The organism is Arthrobacter sp. STN4 (assembly GCF_024539665.1).
GTDB lineage: Bacteria > Actinomycetota > Actinomycetes > Actinomycetales > Micrococcaceae > Specibacter.
This window is the reverse complement of the sequence record NZ_JAKZGX010000026.1, coordinates 1-22939: the sequence shown is the minus strand read 5'-3', so window position 1 is coordinate 22939 and position 22939 is coordinate 1. Positions and strand designations below refer to the sequence as shown.

The 22939-nt window shown below is 60.1% G+C and carries 22 protein-coding genes and 1 pseudogene; 9 read left to right on the top strand and 14 right to left on the bottom strand.

The genetic code is table 11. The features are described from left to right. Window positions 1-213 precede the first annotated feature (213 nt). Entirely contained in the window at window positions 214-423 is a 210-nt protein-coding gene (locus MMF96_RS15705) for a DUF1653 domain-containing protein (protein ID WP_256884083.1), read from the top strand. Here the strand turns inward: MMF96_RS15705 and MMF96_RS15700 are convergent. From MMF96_RS15700 to MMF96_RS15685, 4 genes are all read right to left on the bottom strand, one after another. Beyond that, window positions 420-989: a hypothetical protein gene (locus tag MMF96_RS15700; RefSeq protein ID WP_256884082.1), complete on the bottom strand. Its 570-nt coding sequence runs from the start codon at window positions 987-989 to the stop codon at window positions 420-422. The two genes, MMF96_RS15705 and MMF96_RS15700, sit on opposite strands and share 4 nt — an antisense overlap. Window positions 990-1403: 414 nt before the next feature. After that, complete coding sequence (locus MMF96_RS15695) at window positions 1404-2624, bottom strand: helix-turn-helix domain-containing protein (RefSeq protein WP_256884081.1); 1221 nt, start codon at window positions 2622-2624, stop codon at window positions 1404-1406. Window positions 2625-3056: 432 nt separating this feature from the next. Further along, window positions 3057-5234, bottom strand: coding sequence for a 3-hydroxyacyl-CoA dehydrogenase NAD-binding domain-containing protein (locus MMF96_RS15690; protein WP_256884080.1), 2178 nt, complete (start codon window positions 5232-5234; stop codon window positions 3057-3059). Then, on the bottom strand, window positions 5231-6433 hold the full coding sequence (locus MMF96_RS15685; RefSeq protein WP_256884079.1) for an acetyl-CoA C-acyltransferase: 1203 nt from the start codon (window positions 6431-6433) through the stop codon (window positions 5231-5233). Before MMF96_RS15685 ends, MMF96_RS15690 begins: the two co-directional genes overlap by 4 nt. A 764-nt stretch (window positions 6434-7197) precedes the next feature. Here MMF96_RS15685 and MMF96_RS15680 point away from each other — a divergent pair. After that, window positions 7198-7434: pseudogene (locus MMF96_RS15680) on the top strand (integrase core domain-containing protein); the annotation flags it as partial. Window positions 7435-7539: 105 nt separating this feature from the next. Here MMF96_RS15680 and MMF96_RS15675 read toward each other — a convergent pair. Then, window positions 7540-8892, bottom strand: coding sequence for a phenylacetate--CoA ligase family protein (locus MMF96_RS15675; protein WP_256884078.1), 1353 nt, complete (start codon window positions 8890-8892; stop codon window positions 7540-7542). Between the two features lie 496 nt (window positions 8893-9388). Here MMF96_RS15675 and MMF96_RS15670 point away from each other — a divergent pair, with 496 nt between their 5' ends. From MMF96_RS15670 to MMF96_RS15660, 3 genes are all read left to right on the top strand, one after another. Then, window positions 9389-10864 carry an NCS1 family nucleobase:cation symporter-1 gene (locus tag MMF96_RS15670; protein ID WP_256884077.1) on the top strand — a complete coding sequence of 492 codons (1476 nt, stop codon included), beginning with the start codon at window positions 9389-9391 and terminating at the stop codon, window positions 10862-10864. Between the two features lie 188 nt (window positions 10865-11052). Then, window positions 11053-11583, top strand: coding sequence for a MaoC/PaaZ C-terminal domain-containing protein (locus tag MMF96_RS15665; RefSeq protein ID WP_256884076.1), 531 nt, complete (start codon window positions 11053-11055; stop codon window positions 11581-11583). A 6-nt stretch (window positions 11584-11589) separates the two neighbouring features. After that, window positions 11590-12990, top strand: a complete 1401-nt coding sequence (locus tag MMF96_RS15660; RefSeq protein WP_256884075.1) for a dihydroorotase family protein — start codon at window positions 11590-11592, stop codon at window positions 12988-12990. Between the two features lie 251 nt (window positions 12991-13241). On the opposite strand, the gene MMF96_RS15655 is transcribed toward MMF96_RS15660, so the two are convergent. Then, the gene (locus MMF96_RS15655; protein ID WP_256884074.1) at window positions 13242-13535 is read right to left on the bottom strand and encodes a helix-turn-helix domain-containing protein; all 294 of its coding nucleotides are present in this window, start codon (window positions 13533-13535) and stop codon (window positions 13242-13244) included. A gap of 87 nt (window positions 13536-13622) precedes the next feature. Continuing rightward, window positions 13623-13829 (bottom strand): recombinase family protein, encoded by a 207-nt coding sequence (locus tag MMF96_RS15650; RefSeq protein WP_256884073.1) that lies wholly within the window; start codon window positions 13827-13829, stop codon window positions 13623-13625. 591 nt (window positions 13830-14420) lie between these two features. On the opposite strand from MMF96_RS15650, the gene MMF96_RS15645 reads away from it, so the two are divergent. Further along, entirely contained in the window at window positions 14421-15002 is a 582-nt protein-coding gene (locus MMF96_RS15645) for a recombinase family protein (RefSeq protein ID WP_256884072.1), read from the top strand. A 218-nt stretch (window positions 15003-15220) separates the two neighbouring features. Here MMF96_RS15645 and MMF96_RS15640 read toward each other — a convergent pair whose 3' ends face one another. Both MMF96_RS15640 and MMF96_RS15635 read right to left on the bottom strand, forming a co-directional pair. Further along, window positions 15221-15799, bottom strand: coding sequence for a hypothetical protein (locus tag MMF96_RS15640; RefSeq protein WP_256884071.1), 579 nt, complete (start codon window positions 15797-15799; stop codon window positions 15221-15223). 355 nt (window positions 15800-16154) lie between these two features. After that, entirely contained in the window at window positions 16155-17534 is a 1380-nt protein-coding gene (locus MMF96_RS15635) for a DUF4209 domain-containing protein (protein WP_256884070.1), read from the bottom strand. A 155-nt stretch (window positions 17535-17689) separates the two neighbouring features. Here MMF96_RS15635 and MMF96_RS15630 point away from each other — a divergent pair, with 155 nt between their 5' ends. Beyond that, a complete protein-coding gene (locus tag MMF96_RS15630) occupies window positions 17690-18946 on the top strand; it encodes an IS256 family transposase (protein ID WP_256884069.1) in 1257 nt (418 codons plus the stop codon). Beyond that, entirely contained in the window at window positions 18943-19164 is a 222-nt protein-coding gene (locus tag MMF96_RS15625; protein WP_256884068.1) for a hypothetical protein, read from the top strand. The genes MMF96_RS15630 and MMF96_RS15625 overlap by 4 nt, the downstream gene beginning before the upstream one ends. A 589-nt stretch (window positions 19165-19753) precedes the next feature. Here the strand turns inward: MMF96_RS15625 and MMF96_RS15620 are convergent. The 5 genes from MMF96_RS15620 to MMF96_RS15600 form a co-directional block, all read right to left on the bottom strand. Next, on the bottom strand, window positions 19754-20356 hold the full coding sequence (locus tag MMF96_RS15620; protein ID WP_256884067.1) for a DNA-binding protein: 603 nt from the start codon (window positions 20354-20356) through the stop codon (window positions 19754-19756). Between the two features lie 474 nt (window positions 20357-20830). After that, complete coding sequence (locus tag MMF96_RS15615) at window positions 20831-21097, bottom strand: hypothetical protein (protein WP_256884066.1); 267 nt, start codon at window positions 21095-21097, stop codon at window positions 20831-20833. Beyond that, window positions 21090-21386, bottom strand: coding sequence for a hypothetical protein (locus MMF96_RS15610; RefSeq protein WP_256884065.1), 297 nt, complete (start codon window positions 21384-21386; stop codon window positions 21090-21092). The genes MMF96_RS15615 and MMF96_RS15610 overlap by 8 nt, the downstream gene beginning before the upstream one ends. A 10-nt stretch (window positions 21387-21396) precedes the next feature. Then, window positions 21397-21669 carry a glutaredoxin family protein gene (locus tag MMF96_RS15605; protein ID WP_256884111.1) on the bottom strand — a complete coding sequence of 91 codons (273 nt, stop codon included), beginning with the start codon at window positions 21667-21669 and terminating at the stop codon, window positions 21397-21399. Window positions 21670-22313: 644 nt separating this feature from the next. After that, window positions 22314-22457 (bottom strand): hypothetical protein, encoded by a 144-nt coding sequence (locus MMF96_RS15600; RefSeq protein ID WP_256884064.1) that lies wholly within the window; start codon window positions 22455-22457, stop codon window positions 22314-22316. 52 nt (window positions 22458-22509) lie between these two features. Between MMF96_RS15600 and MMF96_RS15595 the strand changes: the two genes are divergently transcribed. Further along, window positions 22510-22833, top strand: coding sequence for an SOS response-associated peptidase (locus MMF96_RS15595; RefSeq protein WP_256884063.1), 324 nt, complete (start codon window positions 22510-22512; stop codon window positions 22831-22833). Window positions 22834-22939 lie beyond the last annotated feature (106 nt).

Here is a 22939-nt window from a genome sequence, read left to right as displayed (position 1 = left end):
GAGTGTGAGCTTCCAAGACGTGACCATCGATTACACGAATCACCGCGGTGAGCGATTCACACGCAGGATCCGTCCAGTACGGATCTGGTTCGGGTCCACCGAGTGGCATGACCGTGACCAGTGGTTGCTCGAGGCTCACGACTACTCGCGGGGTTCGCTTAGGAATTTTTCATTAGATGATGTGCATAGCTGGTCTGGGGAAGAAGCCTGACTATGTCTCTTGAGCCGGGAATCTACGAGCACTTCAAAGGGGAGAGGTACGAGGTCTTCGGGGTCGGCCGCCACAGTGAGACGGAAATCTACTTTGTCTACTACCGAAAGCTCTATGACGACTACAGCTTCTGGGTGCGCCCACTGACCATGTTTACCGAACAGGTCACCCGTGACGGATACAACGGGCCTCGCTTCTATCGCGTGGCTTAGTTGGCCTTGGCGGCATCTGATCGCTGCTGCCACTCGTTGGGCAACACTTTCTGCAAGTCCGTTGCCACGTTCATTGAACGATCAAGGAACAGTGCGGAATCAGTCACCCTCAGCATTGAGTGGCCCATCTGACGAGCACCGTTCGAGCCGCTATAGAGATAGAAACCGTCGCTTGGGACGAGTTCCTTCCCTCTCACCACCAGTGAAACGACCCCATACCCGTATGACTGCACCTGCGGAGACGATAGGTCGTGGTTCGCGAAGATGTAGTGAAGCTCCTTGCGTTCCTTGTCTACGTAGCTTGCCGTCGTACTCCAGTGACAATAGGGGCGACCATCGTTATAGTAGTTCGTTCCATCAAAATCGTAGCGACGTTTCCAGAACCTGTACTTGATCACTCCGACGCTAAACTGGCGCCCATACCCTTCGGGAGTCCATTCACACCAGGTACCCTCGATGGCTAACGTGCCACCCGACCTGCGGGCGATCAGCGACCAAAGGTACTCGAATACAAACATTCCAACGATACCCAAAACCGCACCGACGATTGTCCACATCCACTCCATACGGAAATACTGCCAGAAGGATGGCCTCCACATGAGAAAACAGGCACTGTGACGGTTGAGCCATGAGGTTGAAGACTCCCCGTGCCCGAATGACACCCCCGGTTTCCGGGCAGCAACCCGAATTCGATTCTCGGAAACGAAGGATTTCGAGAACGCATCGAATCGATAATCTCCGGTTGGGGTCGCTCGTCGAGGTGGTGCGGCGTCCTGCCGCAGAAAACCGGCATCAGCTGCGCGTATAGCTTGACCACCGGTTCCCTGGGCAGAGGACGGCCATACCGATCCTGGCGGGGGCCGTGAAAACTATCGACTCGCGATTGCTTGCCAATTGGCGCGGTTCAACCAGTATGGCGGTTCATCCCACGCCCAACGAGAGCGAGTTCTCTCGACCGAATGGCGTCGACTCCAAACACCTCACTCTACTGAATCGAGCTGACGTTGGCCACGACTGTGACGCTCAAGGAGCAAACCCACAAATTTTGCTGCAACCAGGGTCTCGGGTTCCGTCAGATCGATGCCAAACGACCGCATTACGGACAGTCGATAGTAGATTGTATTCGGATGCACAAACAGCGCCTCCGCCGTTTCTACGACATTCCCTGCATGTGCCAGCAGCGCATCCACGGTGCTCGACCAGCTTGAGGATCGCTTGGCGTCTTCAGATAGGTACGTGTGGACCCACGGAGGCAGATCGGAAGACTCGATCGGCGTCCGGCTGGCGATGATTTCAAAAACAGTCATTGCATCGGCTTCCACCAAGCGGCGGCCATCTGATGCAAACCCCAATGCCATTATGGCTCGGCGGAGGCCGTCAGCTAAGTTGCATTCGGGAGGAGTTGATGGCCCCAGGCCGACTCGCATCTTGCTTTGCTGTTCTGCAACGATGGTCAGACGTCGCTTCAGCGTGTCGGTAATTTCAACAATGGTAATTAGCATCTTTCCGTGGATGACCCATGGGGGTCGGACGCCGGCCGCGGTTGTGATCACCGATAGTAATGGAACAAACGTGGCGCTACTCCTCTCTGCACCGTTGGGTTCACCGTCGAGTTCACTAGTTACTATGGCAATCGGGCCCTTCGACACCCCAAGTCGACTCAATCCGTGAGCGACTTCCGATGGATCTCGTTCAGTGAGAAGGCGTTCGAACGTCGTACTCGCAACCATTTGGCTCGAAAGATCAGCTTTTTCACGTGCATCCTTATAGGCGCGAGATGACGCCTCGATCGTCAAGTCGGAGAAATCCAGGAAAGAAGACCAAAGTCCAGCAAAACTGACGCTACTCCCATCTGCGGTTTCTCTTTGATCCTCAAGCCAAAGCCACAGTTGATGTCCAACTATTCGCCAGGCGTGAAGGATGCACTCGAGCGGCAATCCCTCGTACGCTCGCTGTCGCGTCTGCGCAACGAACGATTCATCCGGATCCGTGTCGCGTTGATGTAAGTGCTTTACAAAAGTCAAAATTAGTCGAGTGAAGGATTCGCGCAGGTAGCCGCCCTCGCCCTCACTCTCCAAGACACGATACTCGGGCACGTCGCGCTCCACTGCGTCGGCGAACCAATTAGCCAGGGTTGCTGCTTCAGAGCGCAGGCGAGTGGACAAGATGCGCTCGAAAGGGGACAGTCTCGCCTTTGACATTGCAGGCCTCCTCGCCGGGGGCGCACTCGCGCCCTCACCGATGATCGTAGCGCGGACATGTCATCCTCTTTGATATGAGCACAGACCCAGCGCAGTACACGAAGCACCGGCGGCCGTGTTGCCGACAACACCTTGGTATGCCACTCCTCCGCAGAGACAGGCATTCCCCTACGTGTCAGGGTTTCCTGACATCCTTCGTATTTCGTGATGTCTTGCAGGAAGGGCGCTGCAGTGTCATGACACCTGGGCGACGGAGTTCATCTCGACAGCGCCTGCCACTGTCGTCCCTAACGGTCGGCACTCTTTCCGCGTCGGCGAACTTGGAGTCCCGCTATGCCCGATGCAGGACCAGTTGGCTTGTTCGGCCTTCCGCTTGTGATGGCCGCCAGTTGACAAGAACAAACTGGTTAACGTGTTTTACACTGTGCCGGGTCAATTCGAAGGAATTTTGTTTGGACCGGTTGGTTTGGATGTGAGTGCCTCGTGGGAGGCTGGACGGAACCACCGCCCGTTGACTCTTTCGGAGGCACCGGTCCGGTCCAGATAGGGGGTGATGCCGCCCAGGTGCAGGGGCCAGCCGGCGCCCGCGAGCATGCAAAGGTCCACGTCGTCCGGGTCAACGACGACGCCTTCGTCCAGCATGAGGGCGATCTCTTCGGCGAGGGCGTCCTGGACCCGGACCAGCAGTCCCTCGGAGGTGCTAGGCGAATCACCAAATTCCAGTATTTCCAGGGTGCGGTCGGGAACCGACCGGCTGCCGTCCGGGTCAAGCTCCCACAGGGACGTGATGCCGTGATCGATGAGTTTCTGCTGGTTCGCCGAGACGGGGAACCGGTCCCCGAAAGCGGCGTTCAGGGACCGGGTCACATGCAGGGAAACGGGCAAGCCAATCATGGCCAGCAGGGTAAATGGCGTCATCGGAAGGCCCATGCATTTAAGTGCATGGTCAGCCACCTCCGCGGGGGTTCCTTCGTCGAACGCGGCAGCCACTTCACCCATGAGTCGGAGCAGTACACGGTTGACCACGAAGGCGGTCGAGTCCTGGACCAGCACAGTGGTCTTGCCCAGCGCCTTGCCGAGACCAAACGCAGTGGCAAGGACCTCGTCACTGGTCCTGGGGGCTTGGACGATTTCCAGCAGCGGCATGGCGGCCACCGGGTTGAAGAAGTGAAAGCCGACCACGCGCTCGGGATGCCGCAGACCGGCCGCCATCTCCGTGACGGACAGTGAGGAAGTGTTGGTGGCGATGATGCATTCGGGGCGGACCACGGCTTCGACCTCTGCGAAGACCTGCTTTTTGATGGACAGTTCCTCGAAGACAGCCTCTATGACGAAGTCAGCGTCGGCGAAGGCTTCCTTGGACACTGATCCGGTGACCAGGGCCTTGGTGCGGTTGGCTGCATCGATGGAGATGCGTTTCCTGATGAGGAGTTTGTCCACCTCGGCGTGGACATAGCCCACTCCCTTGTCTGCTCGGGCCTGGTCGATGTCGGTCATGACCACGGGCACCTGCAGCTGACGGGCGAAGAGCAGGGCCAGCTGTCCGGCCATCAGACCGGCACCGACGACGCCGACTTTGGTGACAGGGCGCCCCAGCTTCGGGTCGGGGGCGCCAACCGGATTTTTGGAGCGGCGCTGGAGCAGGTCGAGGAACGCATAGACGGAGTTCTTGAACTGCGGCGTCTGGATCAGCTCGGTCAGGGCATCGGTTTCCAGGTCCGCGGATTCGTTCGGGCTCAGGTGCTGGCCTCTTTCGAGCAGATCCAGCACCCGTGTCGGTGCTGGTGCGGCATTGGCCGTCTTGGTCTCGACTACGGTGCGGCCGCGGGCGACGGCCGTGTCCCAGTCGGCCGCGGTATAGGCAGCCTTTGCTGCCCGTCGTTGCCCAAGTTGGTGCCGGTTGGCAGCGTCTGCATGGATGACACCGATCGCCCAGGCCAGGGATTGTTCCAGGAAGTCCGTGGGCTCGAAGATGGTGTCGGCGATGCCGAGTTCGAATGCGGACGTGCCGTCCAGGACTCTGTTGTTGCTCAATGCGTTCTCAATCATCACCTTCACCGCGTTGCCCGGGCCGATCAGCCGGGGCAGCCGGTATACACCGCCCCAGCCCGGGACCAGGCCGAGGAACGCCTCGGGAAGCGAGATCCCGTTGGCTCCCGAGGAGATGGTGCGGTAGTCGGCGGCCAAGGCGATTTCCAGGCCGCCACCGATGGCCGCGCCGTTGATAAAGGCGAAGGTCGGCACGTCCATGTCATTGAGGATGCCGAAGACGTCATGGCCCAGGCGCGCCATCCGGCGCGCGGACTCCGGATCCTTGAGCTCCTTCATGGCTGTCAGGTCCGCGCCGGCGACGAAGCAGCGGTGCTGCCCGGTGACGCCGACGCCGACGAGCTCCCCGGCGGCCGCCCGCTTCCTGACGCCTTCCAGCAGGGTGCCCAGTTCCAACAGCGAGCCGGGGCTGAAGGTGGCGGGCTTCCGGTCGTTGCTGTTAACGATCGTAATCAGGGCGAAGGTGCCGGCCCCGGGCAGCGGGATTTCCCTCAGCTCGACATGGGTGGAGTCCCCGCCGTAGAGGGGCTCAGCCCATGCTGTGAACGACGCCGCGCTCATTTGGCGCTCCTGAGGATCAGGGCGTCGCCCTGGCCGCCTCCGCCGCACAGGGCGACCACTCCGGTTCCGCCGCCTTGGCGACGCAATGCCAGGGCCTGGTGGAGCACGAGCCGGGCGCCGGAGGCGCCGACCGGGTGGCCCAGGGCGATGGCCCCGCCGTCGGCGTTGATGCGGTCCGTGTCCAGACCCAGGTCCTTGGCCGACTGGATGACCACGGAGGCGAAGGCCTCGTTGATTTCGATCAGGTCCAGGTCATCGCTGCCCAGGCCTTCGCGTTTGAGCGCGGCCTCGATGGCGCGCGAGGGCTGGGAATGCAGGGACCCGTCGGGACCGGCGGTCTGGCCGTGTGCACCGATCTCGGCGATCCATTCCAGCCCGGCTGCTTCGGCTGCGGCTTTGCTGGCGATGATCAGGGCGCAGGCCCCGTCGGAGAGCGGGGATGATGAGCCGGCCGTGACTGTCGCGTCGGGCCGATTCGAGAAGGCGGGCTTTAGCGCGGACAGTGCCTGGGCGGTGGTTCCCGGCCGGATGGCCTCGTCGGCGTCGAGCGTCAGCGCTGGACCTCTGCGCTGTGGGACTTTCACCGGGGCGATCTCGTCCGCGAAGATGCCGGCGGCGCGGGCGGCGTCGGCGCGCCGGTGTGATCGCGCGGCCAGTTCGTCTTGGTCTTCGCGGCTGATGCCGCGGGCGGCGTTTCCGGCATCGGTCGAGGCGCCCATCAGCTCGCCGCTGAACGGATCCTGCAGCCCATCATGGTTCAGCGAGTCGACCATGGAGGTGTCCCCAATGGTGACCCCGGCGCGCAGTCCCTTGGCCAGATGCGGGGCATTGGTCATGGACTCCTGCCCGGCGGCAACCACGAAGTCTGCCTCACCGGCCCGGATCATCCGGGCCGCGTCGATGACGGCGGTCAGGCCGGAGAGGCAGAGCTTGTTCACGGTCACGGTGGGCACGTCCCAGCCGATCCCCGCGCCCAGGCTGGACTGCCGGGCCGGGCCCTGTCCCGCCCCGGCCTGGATGACCTGTCCGACGATGACAGCGCCGATCTGTTCCGCGGTGACACCGCTTCGCTCCAGGGCTGCCCTGATGGCGTGGGCACCGAGATCACTCGCGGAAAGGGGCGCCAGGCCGCCGCGGATGCGGCCGAAGGGCGTGCGGGCACCGCCGAGAATGACGGGGACTATGGGCTTTGAACTCATGGGGATTGCCTTTCGGGCGGGATCAGTGGAAATAAGTGGGGCCGGGGAGGCGGACGCCGGGTGCCGGTCACGGATCCGACGGCGCTTAGTTGAAGGTGGAGATGCCGGTGTTGGAGCAGCCGATGATCAGGGTCTGGACGGTTTACGTGCCCCGTAGGTGTGGATCGCCTCGATGTCTGCAAAATACCGGGCGATTCGCTTGCCCAGCAGGATGCCCGTTTCCGCCGAACAGGTCCCTGGCGTTGGCGGCCGTGGCAGTGGACCTTGCAGTGTGCGTGCAGGTGTGCTTTGCAACGGGGCCTGCACCGGGTGAGCTTCCCTGCCTCATCCGGAACGGTCATCTGGACCACGATCACAGTGCCGATGGAACCATCGCCGCGGCTGTTCCCCATGTTCACAAACCCTGCAGCCATCGTGGACTTCAGGGCAAGCCCTCCACCGGAATGCCGTCGCGCAAGAGATCATCACCCAGACGCTCGACCTGGCGCAACGGGTACTCGCCGCGCTTTCAGAAGACGGTAATCACCGGATGTACCTCGTCCTGGACGAACGCACGGAGGCGCAGTTCGTCCAGGACGTCCTCGGCGGCGCTGGTGGTTCCCGAGCCTTCTGTCGTCCTCAGCCATGATAAATTCTGTTCCCATGACGGGCTCGGGCGGCATTGCCCTTTGACCCTGGGGTTGAGCCCTGCCAAGACCTGCCGGGCAACAATGCCGGAGATAGCATCCAGGCTGAGCCTGCCATCCGGGCATGCGCCTGATCCCGGCATCAAGCACAAGCGCACCCGCCCGAACGGCTCCAGACCAATGATAAGGTCGAACGCTTCCACCGTACCCTCATCGACAGCTGGGCCTACTTCAGGCTCTACGGCGGCGAGTTAGAACGCCGAGCCGCCCTGAAAGGGTGGCCCCACCCCTACAATCACCACAGGTTCCACCCCGCCACCGGGAACAGGCCGCCCAATCAGCCGCCTGACCACCCTCCCAGGGCAGTACACCTAGGCCGCCGTCGTTCTGCTGGTTGGTGAAGGCGCCGTCAAAGATGCGCATCAGGGGAACTGCCCGATGAAAGTTCGCGGCTAACCTGGCACGACCCAGGCAACAGACTCAGTAGTTCTTCTCGAACAGAGGAGTCTTAGTCATCGATATTGGCAGAGTCCCCGGTGCATGCCACGTAATCTCAGGCTTTACGTGCAGGCGGCTGCTCAGACGAGATCCGATCTCTGACGCGAGGCCGGGGAGATCACCTTCTCTCGTGTCTGAACCGAACTCAAGTCGAATTCGAAGCGGCGGCTCGACGCGAGGAGGTGGTGTGTCGAGGATGATCCGCATTTCTCCGGTCACGGCCGGGGCAAATTCTGCCACCAACTTCTTAATTGCACCGGGATAGACGTTGGAACCCTTGACTATCAGCATGTCATCCGAGCGTCCGACAACCTTGACGCGGGGACCCCGGAAACCGCAACCTGGGCACGGCTCGGTGAAGACCTGCACCACATCACCAGAGGCGTATCTCAGCACTGGGACGGCGTGGCGGCTCAGCGACGTGTACATCGCTTCACCAATTACGCCATCGTGGATCTCTAGTGGCTCTCGGGACTCAACATCGATGAGGTCCAGTGGATAAAGGTCGAGATCAGGGGTAACGGCGTGCATTCCGAAATATTCTTCAGAATCGCATGAGAATGCGAGCGTCTGTCCCATCGGGGCGGTCCAGTCGTATACGCGACAGCCATATGCATCTTGCAACTTCTGGCGGATGTGCGGGATCCCGATCGCAATTTCCCCAACCGTGAAAAGCGCGGTGAGCCCGAGCTCCTTGGGCTCGATGCCGATGGTTTCCGGCATTCTGGTGATCAGATGCTCAGCCAGTGAAGGGGTGGTCATCAAGGCATCAGGAAACGTCAGCCGAGCGGCCTTCAAGATCGCCTCGGCGCCGCCCCGCACATCCACGTCGATCGGGAGAATCCCTGCGCTCCGAATGGGTGGAAGCAGGCTCGACGTGGCATATATTCCCAGTGAGTGGCAAAACATCGCCCGGTCACCTCGGGTAAGGCCAGCGTAGGACAGAAAGTAGGAGAACCCTTCCGCCAAGTTGAGAAGATCGCTCCGGGCGAGTGTGTACGAGAACGTGGGATCACCGGTCGTGCCACTCGTCGTGGCAGCCAATCCAATATCCCTAGGAGAACAGCACAAGTGAGCGCCGAAGGGATGCCTATGCCTGTCGATCGACTCTTGCTGACTGATACGTTCCTGCTGTTTGTCCATGATGACGGGAAGCGCTTGGTAGTCATCAAGCGTCCGAACATCCTTGGGGTCAATGCCCAGGTCCGCAAAACGCCGGCGATAGAAATCCGAATTGGCGAGGCAGTAACTCAGCTGTGCGAGCATCCTTTTCTCTTGGAACTTCCGAATACCCTGCTCGTCCAGCGAGTTGAGTGCCTCGTTGGCATAGCGCATTGGTTTAGTCATCCTAGGGCTTCCTATCTCGAACTTGGGCGAACGTACGGACCGTCGCCGACTCCAACGATTCTCCGGCGGAGATGGACGCCACCTCAATGTGGCAGACCCCAGAAGTCGTCTCTACTCCCCTGTGGCTGCACACAGTTCAACGATTACTCCACCCTTCCCGTGAGCCGCCTGGGTACGTGCCGCCGGAGTTGTGCGGCCCGGACACGCGGGGCCCCAGCCCGTGCACCCGGCGGCCCTGAACGAGCCGCCCCTATGTGCACTGTTTGGATGGATCCACAGTGCCAGCACTACAACTTTGGAGAGCACACCATGCGTCGCACCAGCACATACCGGCTGTAATGGGCATAAGCATTCTCTCCAGGCATGGGCAACAAGGACCCGCTTCGAGGCGACTGCCAACCAGATCCGTCTCGACGGTTACAGAGCCACAAGGGGGGCTCTGCGTGTTTCTGTCGTCGAAGAGCACATCCTGAGGAGATTCACCATGACAGAGCACAGTACGCGTCTATACAACGAAGACCTCGCCCCGGCAAAGGAACGACACTGGGGAACATTTAGCATCGTCACCATGTGGATGTCGACCGTTCATTCACTCGGCGGGTACGCAATGGCGGCAGGGCTGTTCATGCTGGGCTTGGCTGCTTGGCAGGTTCTCGCAGCATTACTCTTGGGAATGGCCATCGCATGCGTTCTAATGACCCTCTCGGGATTCGCCGGTCAACGAACTGGTGCGCCGTTCCCCGTACTCGCCCGGATCTCGTTCGGCGTCTTCGGAGGCAATCTTCCGGCCGTGGTGAGGGGCATCACCGGGATCGCATGGTACGGGATACAGACATGGCTTGCGTCGTCCGCCCTTGTCGTTCTCGCAGTTCAGATTGCCCCCGGACTTTCGCCACTTACATCGGGGGGGTTTCTAGGTCTGTCCTTCCTAGGCTGGGTGTCATTCGCTGTGATGTGGTTCCTGCAACTCCTGGTTGTCCGGCGCGGTATGGAACGCATTCGCAAGTTCCAGCACTGGGCCGGCCCGACCGTCTGGGTGGTGATGCTCTTTCTGGCACTGTGGATCGCGTTCAAAACCGGTGGTCGCGTTCCATGGAATTTCGGCACTCAGAATCTCTCCGGCGGCCAATCAGCCTTGTTGTTCTTCACTGGCGTGTCGTTGACAATCGCTTATGTTGCAACATTGCTCTTGAACTTCTCGGACTTCTCCCGCTTCGCACCAGATCGTCGCTCAGTTCGTCGTGGGAACTTCTGGGGCCTCATGGTCAACTGGCTGGCGTTTGTACTCGTTGTCGTATTCGTCACCGCGGGTTCCATCAAAGTATTCGGCAGGGCGATCACCAACCCCGTCGATCTGGTGGCGGCGATTAATAACCCCGTCATCACGATCGTTGGCGCGTCGACGTTCATGGTGGCCACGATCGGCATCAACGTCGTTTGCAACTCTGTGTCGCCGGCCTATGATGTCGTCAACTTGATGCCTAAGCACATCGACTTCAAGCGTGGAGCGCTCATCAGCGCCGTCATCGCATTCATTATCCTGCCGTGGAATCTGTATTCCAGTGCAGTCGCGGTCAACTATTTCCTCGGCGCAATCGGAGCTATCCTCGGACCTCTCTTCGGCATCATGTTCGTGGACTACTACATGGTGCGGAAGCAACGGGTAGCGCTTGACGACCTCTACTCCGATTCGCCGAGCGCAGCTTATTACTACCACCGCGGCTGGAACCCGCGTGCTGTCGCGGCGCTTATACCATCTGCGCTAGTCGCAATAATTGCAGCTACCGTTCCGACGCTGCATGACGTGGCTGCCTTCTCTTGGCCCATTGGAGCGGTCCTTGCGGCCGGAATTTATGTACTGATCGCAAAGGATGCTGGGGAGTCGCGCCATGAGACGCGGTTCAGCGCACCCGAAGAGAAGTTCGACCTCGACCACCCAAGGGTGCTGTCGTCTGAATAGAGGCGCCGATCGTCAACCACGGCCGCCCGGCGTGACACCCCACCAGGGGTCGCGCTTTGCAGGCCACCGAAGGGTCCAAGCTAGCCCGTTCCACGCACAAACCCAACCCAATAGGCGGAAACGTTCTCGCGATGAACGGGCAAGGCGAACGCTTACGCAAATTCGAATTACCTCAAGAAAGGTGCACCATGCATCCCGTAACCGAAACACTCAAGCGCCGCGCTGACGAAATCGGGAAGGAGGAGATCACGGAATGGATCACGATCGACCAAACGCATGTCGATGTTTTCGGCGCGATCACTGGAAATCTCGACCCCATGCACAACGACCCGGAACGCGCCAGGGAGCTCGATCTATTTGGCGGAACGACAGTTAATTACGGGCTGTTCACTCTTGCGCTCACGACGCGCTTTCTGAAAATGATTCCTAACTCCCTTTTCTATTCGAATGCGGACGCTCACACGATCAATTACGGAGTCGACGGGGTGCGGTGGCCTGCGCCCATGTACGTGGGAATTCCGATTCGGGCAAAGATCACTCTTCTTGGCGCCACCGAGAAGCGCCCCAATCATTTCAAGATGACATATGGGTTTGTAGTCGAGCAGCAAGGATACGACACACCACGGATGGTCGCGACTACATACGCCATGATTGTTTGCACCGGCGGCAGTTTTCAGGACCGGGCCGAACAGAGCGCCCTCCAGGCCTCCGGAAGGTAGCAGCAAATGGCTCACGACCTGATTTTCAAAAACGGTGTAGTTGTGACTCCTTCCGGTCTCGTCCAAGGGGGTGTGTCAATTGATGGCGAAAGCATCACGCATGTCGGTTCGGACGACGAACTTGGACAAGGATTCCGTGAAGTTAATCTAGATGGTCGGATCCTGTTTCCTGGCGTGATGGACCCGCACACTCATTTTGGCTGTGGGGATAGATGGGACGAGGATACCCTTGTCACTGATTTCACCATAAATAGCAAAGATGCCCTCATCGGCGGCGTCACGACCGTGGCGACAACCACCCTCGTCGGGTCCGACTCACTGACCGGTTTGTACAACCAAACAAAGCGTGCGGGAACGGGACGGTCCTACTGCGACTTTGTCATTGATTCCGTGGTGACGGATAGGGCCGGGATTGATGAGATTCCCTCGCTGATCGCGCAAGGGGCATCGGGGTTCAAGTTCTTTACCGGCTATATCGGTGAACAGGCTGAGGCGTTCGGCATGAACCCAAACGGCTTTCCGCCGGCATTGTTCTTCGAAGCGTGTGAGGCAATTCGAAAGGGTGGGAGGGCTGGGTTCGCGAAGATCCATGCAGAGGAACCGACAGTGCGCGGACTCTTGGTCGACCGCATGCGCAGATCTGACGCACCCGCCACTCTAATGTCATGGGCGGACACCACGCCCGAATGGGCTGAGAGTGCCCAGGTGTACACCTACGGAATGATTGCGTCACAGCTATCTGTGCCGTTTTACCCCGTCCATATCAGCACGGCGAGAACACTCGACACAATCAGATGGATGCGGTCCCAGGGCACCAAGATGACCATCGAGACGCTGACGCTGTTTTTGAATGCCACGGCGCAAGAGATGGATGCACGAAAGTTGGGTGGCATGGCCAAGATCCAGCCCCCGTTGCGCCACCAGGCCGACCAGGACGGACTTTGGGATGCGGTAGTCGACGGCACAATACAAACGATCGGTACGGACACTTGCACCTATTCTGCTACCTACAAGACCGGCGCCGACTTCTGGGGCTGCCGGGTCGGCGTCAACATTCAGTTCGCAGATACCATTGCACTGATGATGACCAACGGGGTTGCCACGGGTCGCATAGACCTCCGAACGATGGCCCGCCTGCTTTCTGAGAATCCGGCTAAGAGATATGGCATTTATCCGCAAAAAGGTGCGATCACTGTCGGCGCCGATGCCGATCTCGTTGTCATCGACCCGGAGCGAGAAATGACGTTGGGGGTTGACCGACTGAGGGGGAAGTCCGACTACTCAGTTTGGGAGGGCACACCCGCGCAAGGAGTACCCGTTCTGACAACGCTTCGGGGAAATATAGTTATGGAAGACGGAGAAATCACTGCGGATGAGCCAAAAGGAATGTTCTTAGGGGCAAGGTAGGACGCACGATAGACGGCCTGACGTAGTTAAGTATGATTGTCTGTTGGCCTGACAGGGGCGGACCGGCCCACGGTGTTGTCGAAACCAAAGACCGGGCCACCGGGGTGTCGTTTTTCGAAGGCGACTGCACTGGGAACGCCGTCATTTCGGGGTAGTGCAGGGGACTTCTGACATTGATATGTCCGAAGTCCCCTGCGCAAAGCTGCATTCCGGTCCGTAGTCGTCTGCACCAGCGATCAAATCCGGGCGCTTCAGCGGGTTTCGTGTTCATCCTCGGCGGTCAGCGTCTCTGGCGGTCGGGGTGGCAGGTGGCGGTAGAGACTGGAGCGTGTAATGCCGATTTTCTCCACGATCTGGCTGATGGAGAGACCTTCGTCGCGCAGGTGCGCCGCGTAGTCGAGTTTCGTCGGATCGACAACGCTGGGCCGGCCGATGCGTTTTCCCTTGCTGGTGGCGACGGCGCGGGCGTGGACTGCCCGCTCGATCGCATAGGTCCGTTCCATTTGTCCGAACAGCGCCACCATCACCACTACCAGCTGGGACATGGGGTCCTCCGGGTTTGCCGAGTCAAACGGATCGGATCGGCCAAATTACGGACCCCACGCCGCGGTCGGCCAGGTCATGGATGAGATTCAAGGTGTCCCTGACCGTGCGACCAGCCGGTCCAAGGTGTGGACGACAATCACATCGCCATCACGTGCCCGGTCCAGGGCCTCGTGGAGTCCCGGGCGATTGGTGGTTGAGCCGGATTTCTTGTCGACGTAGATGTGTTTGGCGGGGATGCCCTCGGCGCGAAGCGCGTCGAGCTGCCGGTCGAGATCATGTTTTGCGGTTGACACGCGGGCGTTATGTAGACGCTTTGGCTGTGTCTCATTGCAGGTGTTGCGGAAGCCATCAAATTGAAGTCTTCCGCTTCGCGTTCCCCTATGGAACAGCGCCCCGGAGAATGCTCAACGGTAGCTCAGCCTCTGGGAACCAACCGCCTTGAAAGGTTCCACGGCAACGACAGCCCCCGATGAGTCCGGCCGCAAAAGGTGGTGTTACACATGAGACGGAGGACTTAGCGGACGTGTCTCACGCCCACATATCTCACATACCCAATTGTCATTTTCAGAAGTCGTCTGCACGGAATGTCAGAACTCGCCTGCACAGGTAAGGCCCGGCCCGTTCGGAAAGGCACGCCTCGCCCGGAGGACGTCCCCGGGTGGCGCACTGCGGCGTGGCGGCCATTCTCGAAAACGAAGGATTTCAAGAATGTATCTAATCGAGAATCTCTGGTATGGCCACATCTCGAGGTGGTGCGGCGTCCTGGCCCAGAAAACCGCATCAGCAAAGTAGTAAGTGGCAGCCGACCCGTATTCTCACAAATAGTTCTCGAAACGGTACAGTCGAACCAAGGCCCCGACACGAGTTTTGAGAAGAGAACACCTATGACCACGCATCGCATCGGCTACGCCAGGGTCTCCACCCGGGACCAGAACCTCGACCTGCAGCTCGACGCCCTCAAGGAGGCAGGATGCGACAAGATCTACGAAGACACGATCAGCGGCACCAAGTCCCAACGCCCCGGACTCGAGCAGGCGATGGACACCCTGCGTGAAGGTGACACCCTCGTAGTATGGAAACTGGACCGCCTGGGTCGGAGCGTCAAAGACCTCTTGGACTTCGCCGGCGGACTAAACAAACGCGGCGTAGGATTTGCCAGCCTCACCGACGCGATCGACACCACCACAGTCTCCGGGCGCTTCTTCTTCAACGTCATGGCCTCCCTGGCCCAGATGGAACGGGAACTCATGGTCGAGCGCACCCAGGCAGGACTGCAAGCCGCGCGCGAACAAGGACGGGTCGGCGGCCGCAAGCGCATCATGACGGAGACCAAGATCCGCTCTGCACGCAAACTCCTCAACCAGGGAACACCGCCCCGGGAGGTCGCTAACAGCCTCGGCGTCTCCGTACCCACCCTCTACCGATGGGTCCCGGCAACAGGTGCTACTGAGGCTTCAAAAAAGTAGTTCCTGCTAACTGGTGCAGACGACTTCTGAAAATAACAGGGATGTTGCCAACCTGCTTGCCGCAGCTTGCCACTACTCATTAGGCAACAGCGAGGCTACAGTTAGATATTTCACTTTTCCAAAAAGTATCCCGTGACGCACGTTTTCCTCCCTCACTTACTTGAGAGGGCGCAGCGAAGATCTTCTCGATAGAAACACCGTTGCGACGGAAGGGCGGGTCAAAAGTCCTCATAATCTTTTGCGAAACCCCATCGGAATAGCCCGCCCACGAAACCGTTCTCTCGGAGCCAATCTTCCTTCTGCTCAGACTTCAAACGCCAAGTCCTAACGCGTATGACCCACCCGCCTGGGAAATAGCGTAGCTGGGCGAAAATGCCTGGATGGGAACGATCCGAGTACAATTTCCCATTGCTGAGCTTGTACCATGTACGGTTCGATGCATCGTTGAAACTTACGTACCCCAGGACCAACTGCAGTCCTTCAGGATAACGTAAATCCATTTCCCAATCGTTCCCCATCATCAACAGCGGCCTTGAGGCTTGAGCCTCCCATTGTCGCGCAGGGTAGTCGCAAAAATAGAGCTGAACAGCTGTTATCGGGGCGTCGCTCAGGTTCATCACATGGATGATGTCCCGCTGGTTGCCATCATCGAATTCGATCCCGAAGTAGACCCTATCTGCTTGCCCGCGTCGGCGGTCTAGGGTGAGCTTTCGTAGGTTGTACCCGCCATAGATGACACCACCGAGAGCAATGAACATTGTGATCCAACTGGGCAGATCACCAAGGACGGGGCTCATCCCCAAACCCTATATGAACTGTCGCTATTTGCCTCAGAGGGCTTAACCGTACGGCAGCAGAGAGTGCGCTCGGGCTGCGTTTCGGCCCGTGCAGGGTACTTGTGGCATCTCCGCGTCTATTCGGCTCTTCGCGTTTCGTTGCACGCGGCCAGGTGTCGGTAGACGATCGGCTACCGACACCCGGCTCCAGATCAGTACCGCACTAAGCACGGGAGTTGAGGTTCCAATTCCTTTTGAACTGAGACCATGTCTCGGCCGACACTCTCCTGCCGCATGTCATAGCCGGACGGTCAGGATTCTGGCCGGCATAGTGACACTGACTTTCGTCGAAACCTCGTGGAAAAGTCCCGGAAGATCACATGGCGGTGGTCTCAGACTCCGCATCTTCGATGGTGACCGGCACAGACTGTGCAAGAGCAAGATAGAGAGCGGACAAGAGAACCAAGGCGGCATCCTTTCGGGTGACTTCAGCGACGAAACCGTGCAGGAGCTCGTTGCGGTAGTTACGGCCAAAGCGACTTACCAAGAAGGTCCGAAGGAATCGGTGCCATGAAGGATCGACGTTTGGCTTGAGGGCCGCCAGGAGACTATTCAGCGTCGGGTACTGGCCCGGGGTCTGTTGTTTTTGGATGCGGTATTGAAGGTCGCCGGTCATGCCTAGGCGTGCGCGTACAAGCGTCTCAATTTTCGGCATTGCGAGTGCTGCCGCCTCCTCGAAATGCTCAGAGCCGAAGGCGTGAAGCGCCTTGCTGATGGTTTGGGCTGCATGTGGCGGGACGTGAGGCCGCGATTGGAGGATCTGCGATAGTTCTTCCAACGTCGGATGGAATTGGTCCAGAAGTGCACTCAGGATTTGCGCCGTTACCTCGGCGCCAATAATCAGGTTCCATGCCTCCACTTCAGCGAGCCGTTCATCCTCCCTGTCCTCATCCGTGACTGCCTTGACCCGTGGAAGGGCATCGTCGCCAAGATGCACTTTAGGGATCAGGCTGGAAAATACAGCGATGGATTTCAAATGCTCGGCCTGCGCAGTGTTCTTGTCTTTGTCTCCGGTGGGTGGCTCGTTCTTGGTCAGCGCTGTGAGCGCATCGGCAAGCGAAGCGCTCCCGACGAGAGAAGCGATATATGCATCAACTGCTTCTTTAGGGAAAGGGACCGTGAAGGCATGCTTTTTCAGATCGAGATCGTCCAAAGTCATGGCCTGCATAGCACTGGTCGCCTTCAGCAGAAGGTCAGGGAATCCTTTGTCCCTTGCCAAGCGCGCGGCGTCCTCCATATAGGCCATCCTCAGCATCCCTTCATGGCCTTCGGCAAAGTCATATGCGTGCTGCACCAGTTCCCGCCTCAACTGTTGCTTTCTGTCGGTGTCACCTTGGGCCACCACTTCTTGAATGGCGATAACCCGCTCAACCAGCCAAGGTTGGTTATAAGTCTCTCGTGCCTGGCACAGGAGATCCGGAAGGGCCGCGTTTCCGGGGTCCTCTTCGGCCAGAATTTGAAGGGCTGGCAGTGCCACGCCCGGCTCAGGGCTCTCTTGGGCAAGAGAGTCCTCCGCGATTCCCAATAGCGGCCTAATGACTTGCTTGGCATCGTCGTGGGCCTTGATCCGACGGGCCAGCTCTCGTGACCAATACAGAAAAAGGACGCGATCCAAACGGTCAAGCGCCCCGGTTCCGAGCTCTAAATATGCCGCCGCTGCCACCCTGGCATGCAGGCCTGCATTTCTTTCACGCATCTCGAACAGAAGATGGTGAAGCCGTGCCAGGCACAACGAGTAGTGCCCCGTAGAGTGGTGTAACACCCGCCGGTGACCGGTAGCCCTGAAATGGGGGCGGTCACCGTGGGTCCTTCGAGGAAACTCTCACATCCCACTCGAAAGGACATCTCACGATGACCGCTCCTCATATTGTCGACCCTGCAGGCGTACTTACTGAAGTTCTGGGTGACGCGTCACCTGACTTGATGCGTCATCTGCTGCAAACCATGATCAACGCGCTGCTGTCCGCCGATGCGGATGCCGTGGTTGGTGCGGAATGGGGCAAGCCCTCACCCGAGCGCCTGACCCAGCGCAACGGCTACCGCCACCGCGAGCTCGACACCCGTGCCGGCACGATCGATGTCGCCATCCCGAAACTGCGGGCGGGCACCTATTTCCCGGACTGGTTGTTGGAACGGCGCAAGCGTGCCGAAGCGGCCATGATCACCGTCGTCGCGGACTGCTACCTCGCCGGGGTATCAACCCGCCGCATGGACAAACTCGTGAAGACCCTGGGCATCCACTCACTGTCAAAATCCCAGGTCTCCCGCATGGCGGCGGACCTCGACGAGCAAGTCGCCGCGTTCCGCACCCGCCTCCTGGGCGACGCAGGCCCGTTCACGTTCGTCGCCGCCGACGCACTGACCATGAAGGTCCGTGAAGGCGGACGAGTCATCAACGCGGTCGTCATGGTCGCCACCGGCGTCAACGCCGACGGGCACCGTGAAGTGCTTGGCCTGAAGGTGGCAACCAGTGAGACCGGGGCGGCGTGGAACATGTTCTTCGCCGACCTGGTCGCCCGCGGCCTGACCGGGGTTCTCCTGGTCACCTCCGACGCCCACGCCGGCCTGGTCGAGGCCATCGCGGCGAACCTGCCTGGTGCGTCCTGGCAGCGCTGCCGCACCCACTACGCGGCGAACCTGATGGCGGCGACCCCGAAGAACCTGTGGCCTGCCGTGAAGGCCATGCTGCACTCGGTCTATGACCAGCCGGACACTGCCAGCGTGAACGCCCAGTTCGACCGGCTCCTGGACTACGTCGAGGCCAAACTCCCGAAAGTCTTCGCGCACCTGGACGCTGCCCGGGCCGACATCCTCGCGTTCACCGGGTTCCCGAAGGATGTGTGGCAGCAGGTCTGGTCGAACAACCCCAATGAGCGGTTGAACAAGGAAATCCGCCGCCGCACCGACGTCGTCGGGATCTTCCCGAACCGTGATGCGATCACCCGCCTGGTCGGGGCCGTGCTGGCCGAGCAAAGCGATGAATGGGCCGAGGGACGCCGCTATTTCGGCCTCGAGGTCCTCGCCCGCTGCCGCCTCACAGCCCTGGACCCTGGCGACGGCCAACACACCGACCTGCCCGCCCTGGAAAGCATGGAGATCGCCGCATGAACACCAACCAACCCGCCACCCCACAACACCACCATGACCTCGCGCTCCTTGCCGCCGGCCACGACACCGGCTGGTGGGACGAGCACGGCAGGCCAGCGCCCTGGCCCGAAGACTACTGGCTCCCCGATGGCACCATCAACCCCGACTGGCAGACAAACAACCACAACCAAACAGAGGAAACAGCACCCGCCACCGCGTCCGAGAATCACAACTTCTAACCCTCGATAACCTCGAAGCATCACAAAACGATTACACCACTCCACGGGACTTGACCGCACAACGGAGAATTAGTGACCTCTACCGTCTCACTCCACAGGGTCCTGACCTCATTCGGGACCTGGGCCAGGGGCATCGGATAGCAATCCCCATTAAGTGAATTGGCTTCTGTAAACGCCCCACGTCCAGGGCGTCCAGATGCTCCCCCAAATGGATACGTAAGAACGTAGTCAAACGCCGTCATCAACCACCCCGCCTGCAGGTCCCCGGTGGAGGACTCGCGCCGTCGCAAGGCTTCGGAAATTTCAGACCAACGATGCGCCTTTTCGGCTACAGCCTGAAGTGTAGCGAGCAGGTCCTCGTTCGGAAGTGCATCGGGGAGATCCATCATCGGCTCAGACTACCGACCAACGCCCGGTCTGTTCGCACGCAACACACGGGGGAACAAACCGCCAACGTCCCGAGACCTATTTAGCTGAACCGATTTCTTGCCACGGCAGTGAAGAGTGTCGGTAAACGATCGTCTACCGACACCGGTCTAAGCGTGACTTTCGTGAGCATTGGTCCTCAATCCCCTAGGCTCCCATGGATCTACTTGGCTTTCTTACCCTCAGTCGAGGGCTGGATCCGGGCAATGAGGGCGTCCTGGGTTTGCTGCAGCGTGGCGACGGTGGCGCGGGCTTCTGCCAACTGGCTCTTGAACTCCGCAATTTCCTCGGCGTGCTTCCGTGCCACAAGCGCCAGCTGCTCGCGGACGTCGGCCACTGTGGCGGCGTTGTCGCGGGCGGCCTGGTTGCTTTCCTCCACCTGGGCCATTAGGTCCTTGATGGTTTCCTGGTGGGTGCGGGCTGCGGTGTCGAGGTCGGCGGCGAGTTCGTTGATTTCGCGGTCTTTGTGGGCCTTTTCGTCCCGCCAGGCCTTTTCGATGATGGCGTGCTCTGCCGTGGCGGTGTGGACTGCCTCCGCCCAGACGGTGCCGGCGAGGCGCAGGGCCTGCTCGGTGATGGTGGCCGGGGTGGCGGCGATCTTCGAGCCGGCACTGTCACGCTCGGCGCGCCATTCCTTCAGGAACCTGGTGGCGTCGGCGTTGGACACGCCGGCGGCTTCGCGCACGGTGGCGACCGTGGGGTTCTTCTCGGCGCTAATGCGCTCGGCGGCGGCGTAAACGCGATCCTTGACTGACTGCTCGGCCACGGTGACTCTCCTTTGGTAGTAATAGTAATAGTAATACTACTATTACTATTACTATTACTGGACGGACACCACGCCGCCGCATGAATTTTGAGGGCTCCCCAACCCCTGTCGCGCCAGCGCGGGACGCGCGCTGCGGCGCCGTCCACCGTGGCCTGGCTGGTGCCATGGCCAGCGTGGGTGTGCCGTCATCCCGTCGCGAGCTGGTGGAATCCGCGGCGGGCGTAGATGGCCTTGTGGCTGTCGCTGCCCTGGCTAAGGCGAGGCCTTAGCGGGTCTACGGATAAATGGCAGGTGCGATGGCTTGAAGGCCTCCCGTCGGGCCAGCGTCCGTCTCCAATGCCGGATGGTGTCCGCGTTCGGGGGCTGACCGCCGGGCGGCATCTCCCCAAGCGATGGAACGACGTTCAGCAGAAGTAGTAACAGTAGGGGTAGGGCAAGGGCCATGATTCCTGACCAGACGGGCCCTTCCGATCTTCATGGCCTGCCCTGGTGCTCCGTGGTTTGTTCAGCCCGGGTGCGTTGTCCCGGGCGCAGGCTCCCGGGGCCGGCACCCTCCCAGGGTCGGCCGTGGTTGTGTTTGCGCTGGAGACGCTTCACTTCCTTCAGGGTGGCAGCCTCGATCAGCTCCGAGATGGAGGCGTAACCCTCCAGCCGGCCGGCGGCCAGGAAGGCTGCCCGGACCTGGTCCGCGTCACTGGTGGTGAAGTAGGGGGCGAATGACGAGGGCTTCTGCTTACTCATGGCCGTCCTTGTCCCAGGGAACCGGTCCGCCGGTGTAATTGCCAATACGGGTCCGGTTCCTGGCCTGCCGAACCTCGGCCATGCTCAGCGTGTTGGCCCGTTGGGCCCTGATTTGGTCCTGGCAGTATTCCAGGACCAGCTGCCGACGGGCGACCAGGTCGGCGAGGTCCTCCATGCCGGCCCGCTCGTCCTGATGGCCCTGGGCCAGCCCGATTTCGTAGCCGTTCATCCAGATGCGCCACGCCAACTCGTCGTGGATAATGAATCCGGCCAGCTCTTCCTCGTCCACGCCACTCCCCCTACTCTCCCCTAGCGGAGGCGCCGGCCATGGCGGCGGCGTGCAGGGTGGCCGCCTGCTCGATGAGGTCGGGACGTAGCCCGGACCAGTGGAAGTGGTCATCCACCACAACTATGGGGGCCTGCGCATATCCGAGCTCTTCGGTGACGTATTCAAGGGCGGCCGGAGTCGCCGTCAGGTCCACTTTCTGGAACGGGACACCCAGAGCGGTGAACTTCTCGGCCGTCTTGCGGCATCCAAAGCATCCGGGCTTTGAGTAAAGGGTGATGGTCAGCATCGTCAGTACCTGGTTTCGTATGGTCAAAAGTTTCGTTCGCCTGTGCTGCTGTATATGTTCAATTATACGCTTCATTCATATGGATGAATAGGTATTTTTACCCTGGATTTCGCTGAAGTTAGCCACTATTTGAACCTGTTTGGGTGTCGTTTCTGGCGTGCGCGGCGCTGGGTGGGTGTGGGGCAGGGCGTGAAGTACCCCGGCGTAAATCCCCGTGCGCTTGCAACCCCATCCCCCACAGTTGGCACCTCTATGCGCGAACCTGGGCCCCGCTCCCCCACCAGTGTCGTCATCGGCTGAAGGAAACTCGACCACGGCGGCCGGCGACTCGGCAGCGCTACGTCTTGGACCATGGGGGACGCTCCCGGCCTTGGCCACGGATCACGGTTGTTAAACGACGAAGTGGCCAACCTCTTGGGGGATGGTTGGCCACTTCAACACAGACGCTACACGGATACTCTGACAATGCACCACTCACCAGCTTGCCAGCCACAGCCAGGCAACCCATGCGCGAGGTTCCCGATGCTCGCGACTTCACCCAGCCACCAGGCCCGGCACTACCGGCGGCAAGGCCTAAATCAACTCCCCCGCCAGCAGGCGAGGCGGCCGCGATACCTGATACAACGATTTCCTGCTTATCGCTAAACCCTTACGCTCAACAGCCGCAGACCGTCCGGGAGGGTGCGACGCATGGCGTCCAGGCCGGCCTGGTAGTCGGCGGCCTCCACTTCCGTTTGCTCGATGGCGCCGCTCTCGATGTGTTCCAGGGTTCCGATGATCTTCACCGCATAATTGTAGGGTCTTTACCCCGTGGCCCCACCCGGAAAGAATGGGCTCATGTGTGGACGATACGTAGTCGCTCGGGCAACCGCTGACTTGGTGAGCATGTTCGACGTCCAGGAAGCGGCGGAGAACCTGCCAGGGCCGGCATGGAACATCAAACCCACAACCCGGGTGCCGGTGGTCCTGGAGTCCGCGAAGGGTGACAAGAAGGCAGTCCGCCGGCTCGAACCTGCCCGCTGGTCGCTGACACCCTCCTACTCCAAGGAGCTGAAGACGAAATTCGCCACCTTCAACGCCCGCTCCGAAACAGCGGCCGAAAAGGCCACGTTCCGCGGATCGGTCAAAAGCAAGCGTGCCATCCTCCCGGCTTATCTGTAGTTGATGGGCAAGCATTGAGTGTTGGCGCAGGTCCACCTCTTGACGTCGCGTCTTCGGCAGCTATGCCGAGGTGATGTGGCAGGCGTGGTGGTTTCCATGAGTATTC

Coding starts and splice junctions, on each gene's coding strand:
- MMF96_RS15705 (WP_256884083.1), top strand. CDS start 214: ATGTCTCTTGAGCCGGGAATCTACGAGCACTTCAAAGGGGAGAGGTAC.
- MMF96_RS15615 (WP_256884066.1), bottom strand. CDS start 21,097: ATGAGTAAGCAGAAGCCCTCGTCATTCGCCCCCTACTTCACCACCAGT.
- MMF96_RS15595 (WP_256884063.1), top strand. CDS start 22,510: ATGTGTGGACGATACGTAGTCGCTCGGGCAACCGCTGACTTGGTGAGC.
- MMF96_RS15690 (WP_256884080.1), bottom strand. CDS start 5,234: ATGAGCGCGGCGTCGTTCACAGCATGGGCTGAGCCCCTCTACGGCGGG.
- MMF96_RS15635 (WP_256884070.1), bottom strand. CDS start 17,534: ATGCGTGAAAGAAATGCAGGCCTGCATGCCAGGGTGGCAGCGGCGGCA.
- MMF96_RS15665 (WP_256884076.1), top strand. CDS start 11,053: ATGCATCCCGTAACCGAAACACTCAAGCGCCGCGCTGACGAAATCGGG.
- MMF96_RS15675 (WP_256884078.1), bottom strand. CDS start 8,892: ATGCGCTATGCCAACGAGGCACTCAACTCGCTGGACGAGCAGGGTATT.
- MMF96_RS15695 (WP_256884081.1), bottom strand. CDS start 2,624: ATGTCAAAGGCGAGACTGTCCCCTTTCGAGCGCATCTTGTCCACTCGC.
- MMF96_RS15685 (WP_256884079.1), bottom strand. CDS start 6,433: ATGAGTTCAAAGCCCATAGTCCCCGTCATTCTCGGCGGTGCCCGCACG.
- MMF96_RS15645 (WP_256884072.1), top strand. CDS start 14,421: ATGACCACGCATCGCATCGGCTACGCCAGGGTCTCCACCCGGGACCAG.
- MMF96_RS15660 (WP_256884075.1), top strand. CDS start 11,590: ATGGCTCACGACCTGATTTTCAAAAACGGTGTAGTTGTGACTCCTTCC.
- MMF96_RS15670 (WP_256884077.1), top strand. CDS start 9,389: ATGACAGAGCACAGTACGCGTCTATACAACGAAGACCTCGCCCCGGCA.
- MMF96_RS15700 (WP_256884082.1), bottom strand. CDS start 989: ATGGAGTGGATGTGGACAATCGTCGGTGCGGTTTTGGGTATCGTTGGA.
- MMF96_RS15625 (WP_256884068.1), top strand. CDS start 18,943: ATGAACACCAACCAACCCGCCACCCCACAACACCACCATGACCTCGCG.
- MMF96_RS15630 (WP_256884069.1), top strand. CDS start 17,690: ATGACCGCTCCTCATATTGTCGACCCTGCAGGCGTACTTACTGAAGTT.
- MMF96_RS15640 (WP_256884071.1), bottom strand. CDS start 15,799: ATGAGCCCCGTCCTTGGTGATCTGCCCAGTTGGATCACAATGTTCATT.
- MMF96_RS15655 (WP_256884074.1), bottom strand. CDS start 13,535: ATGTCCCAGCTGGTAGTGGTGATGGTGGCGCTGTTCGGACAAATGGAA.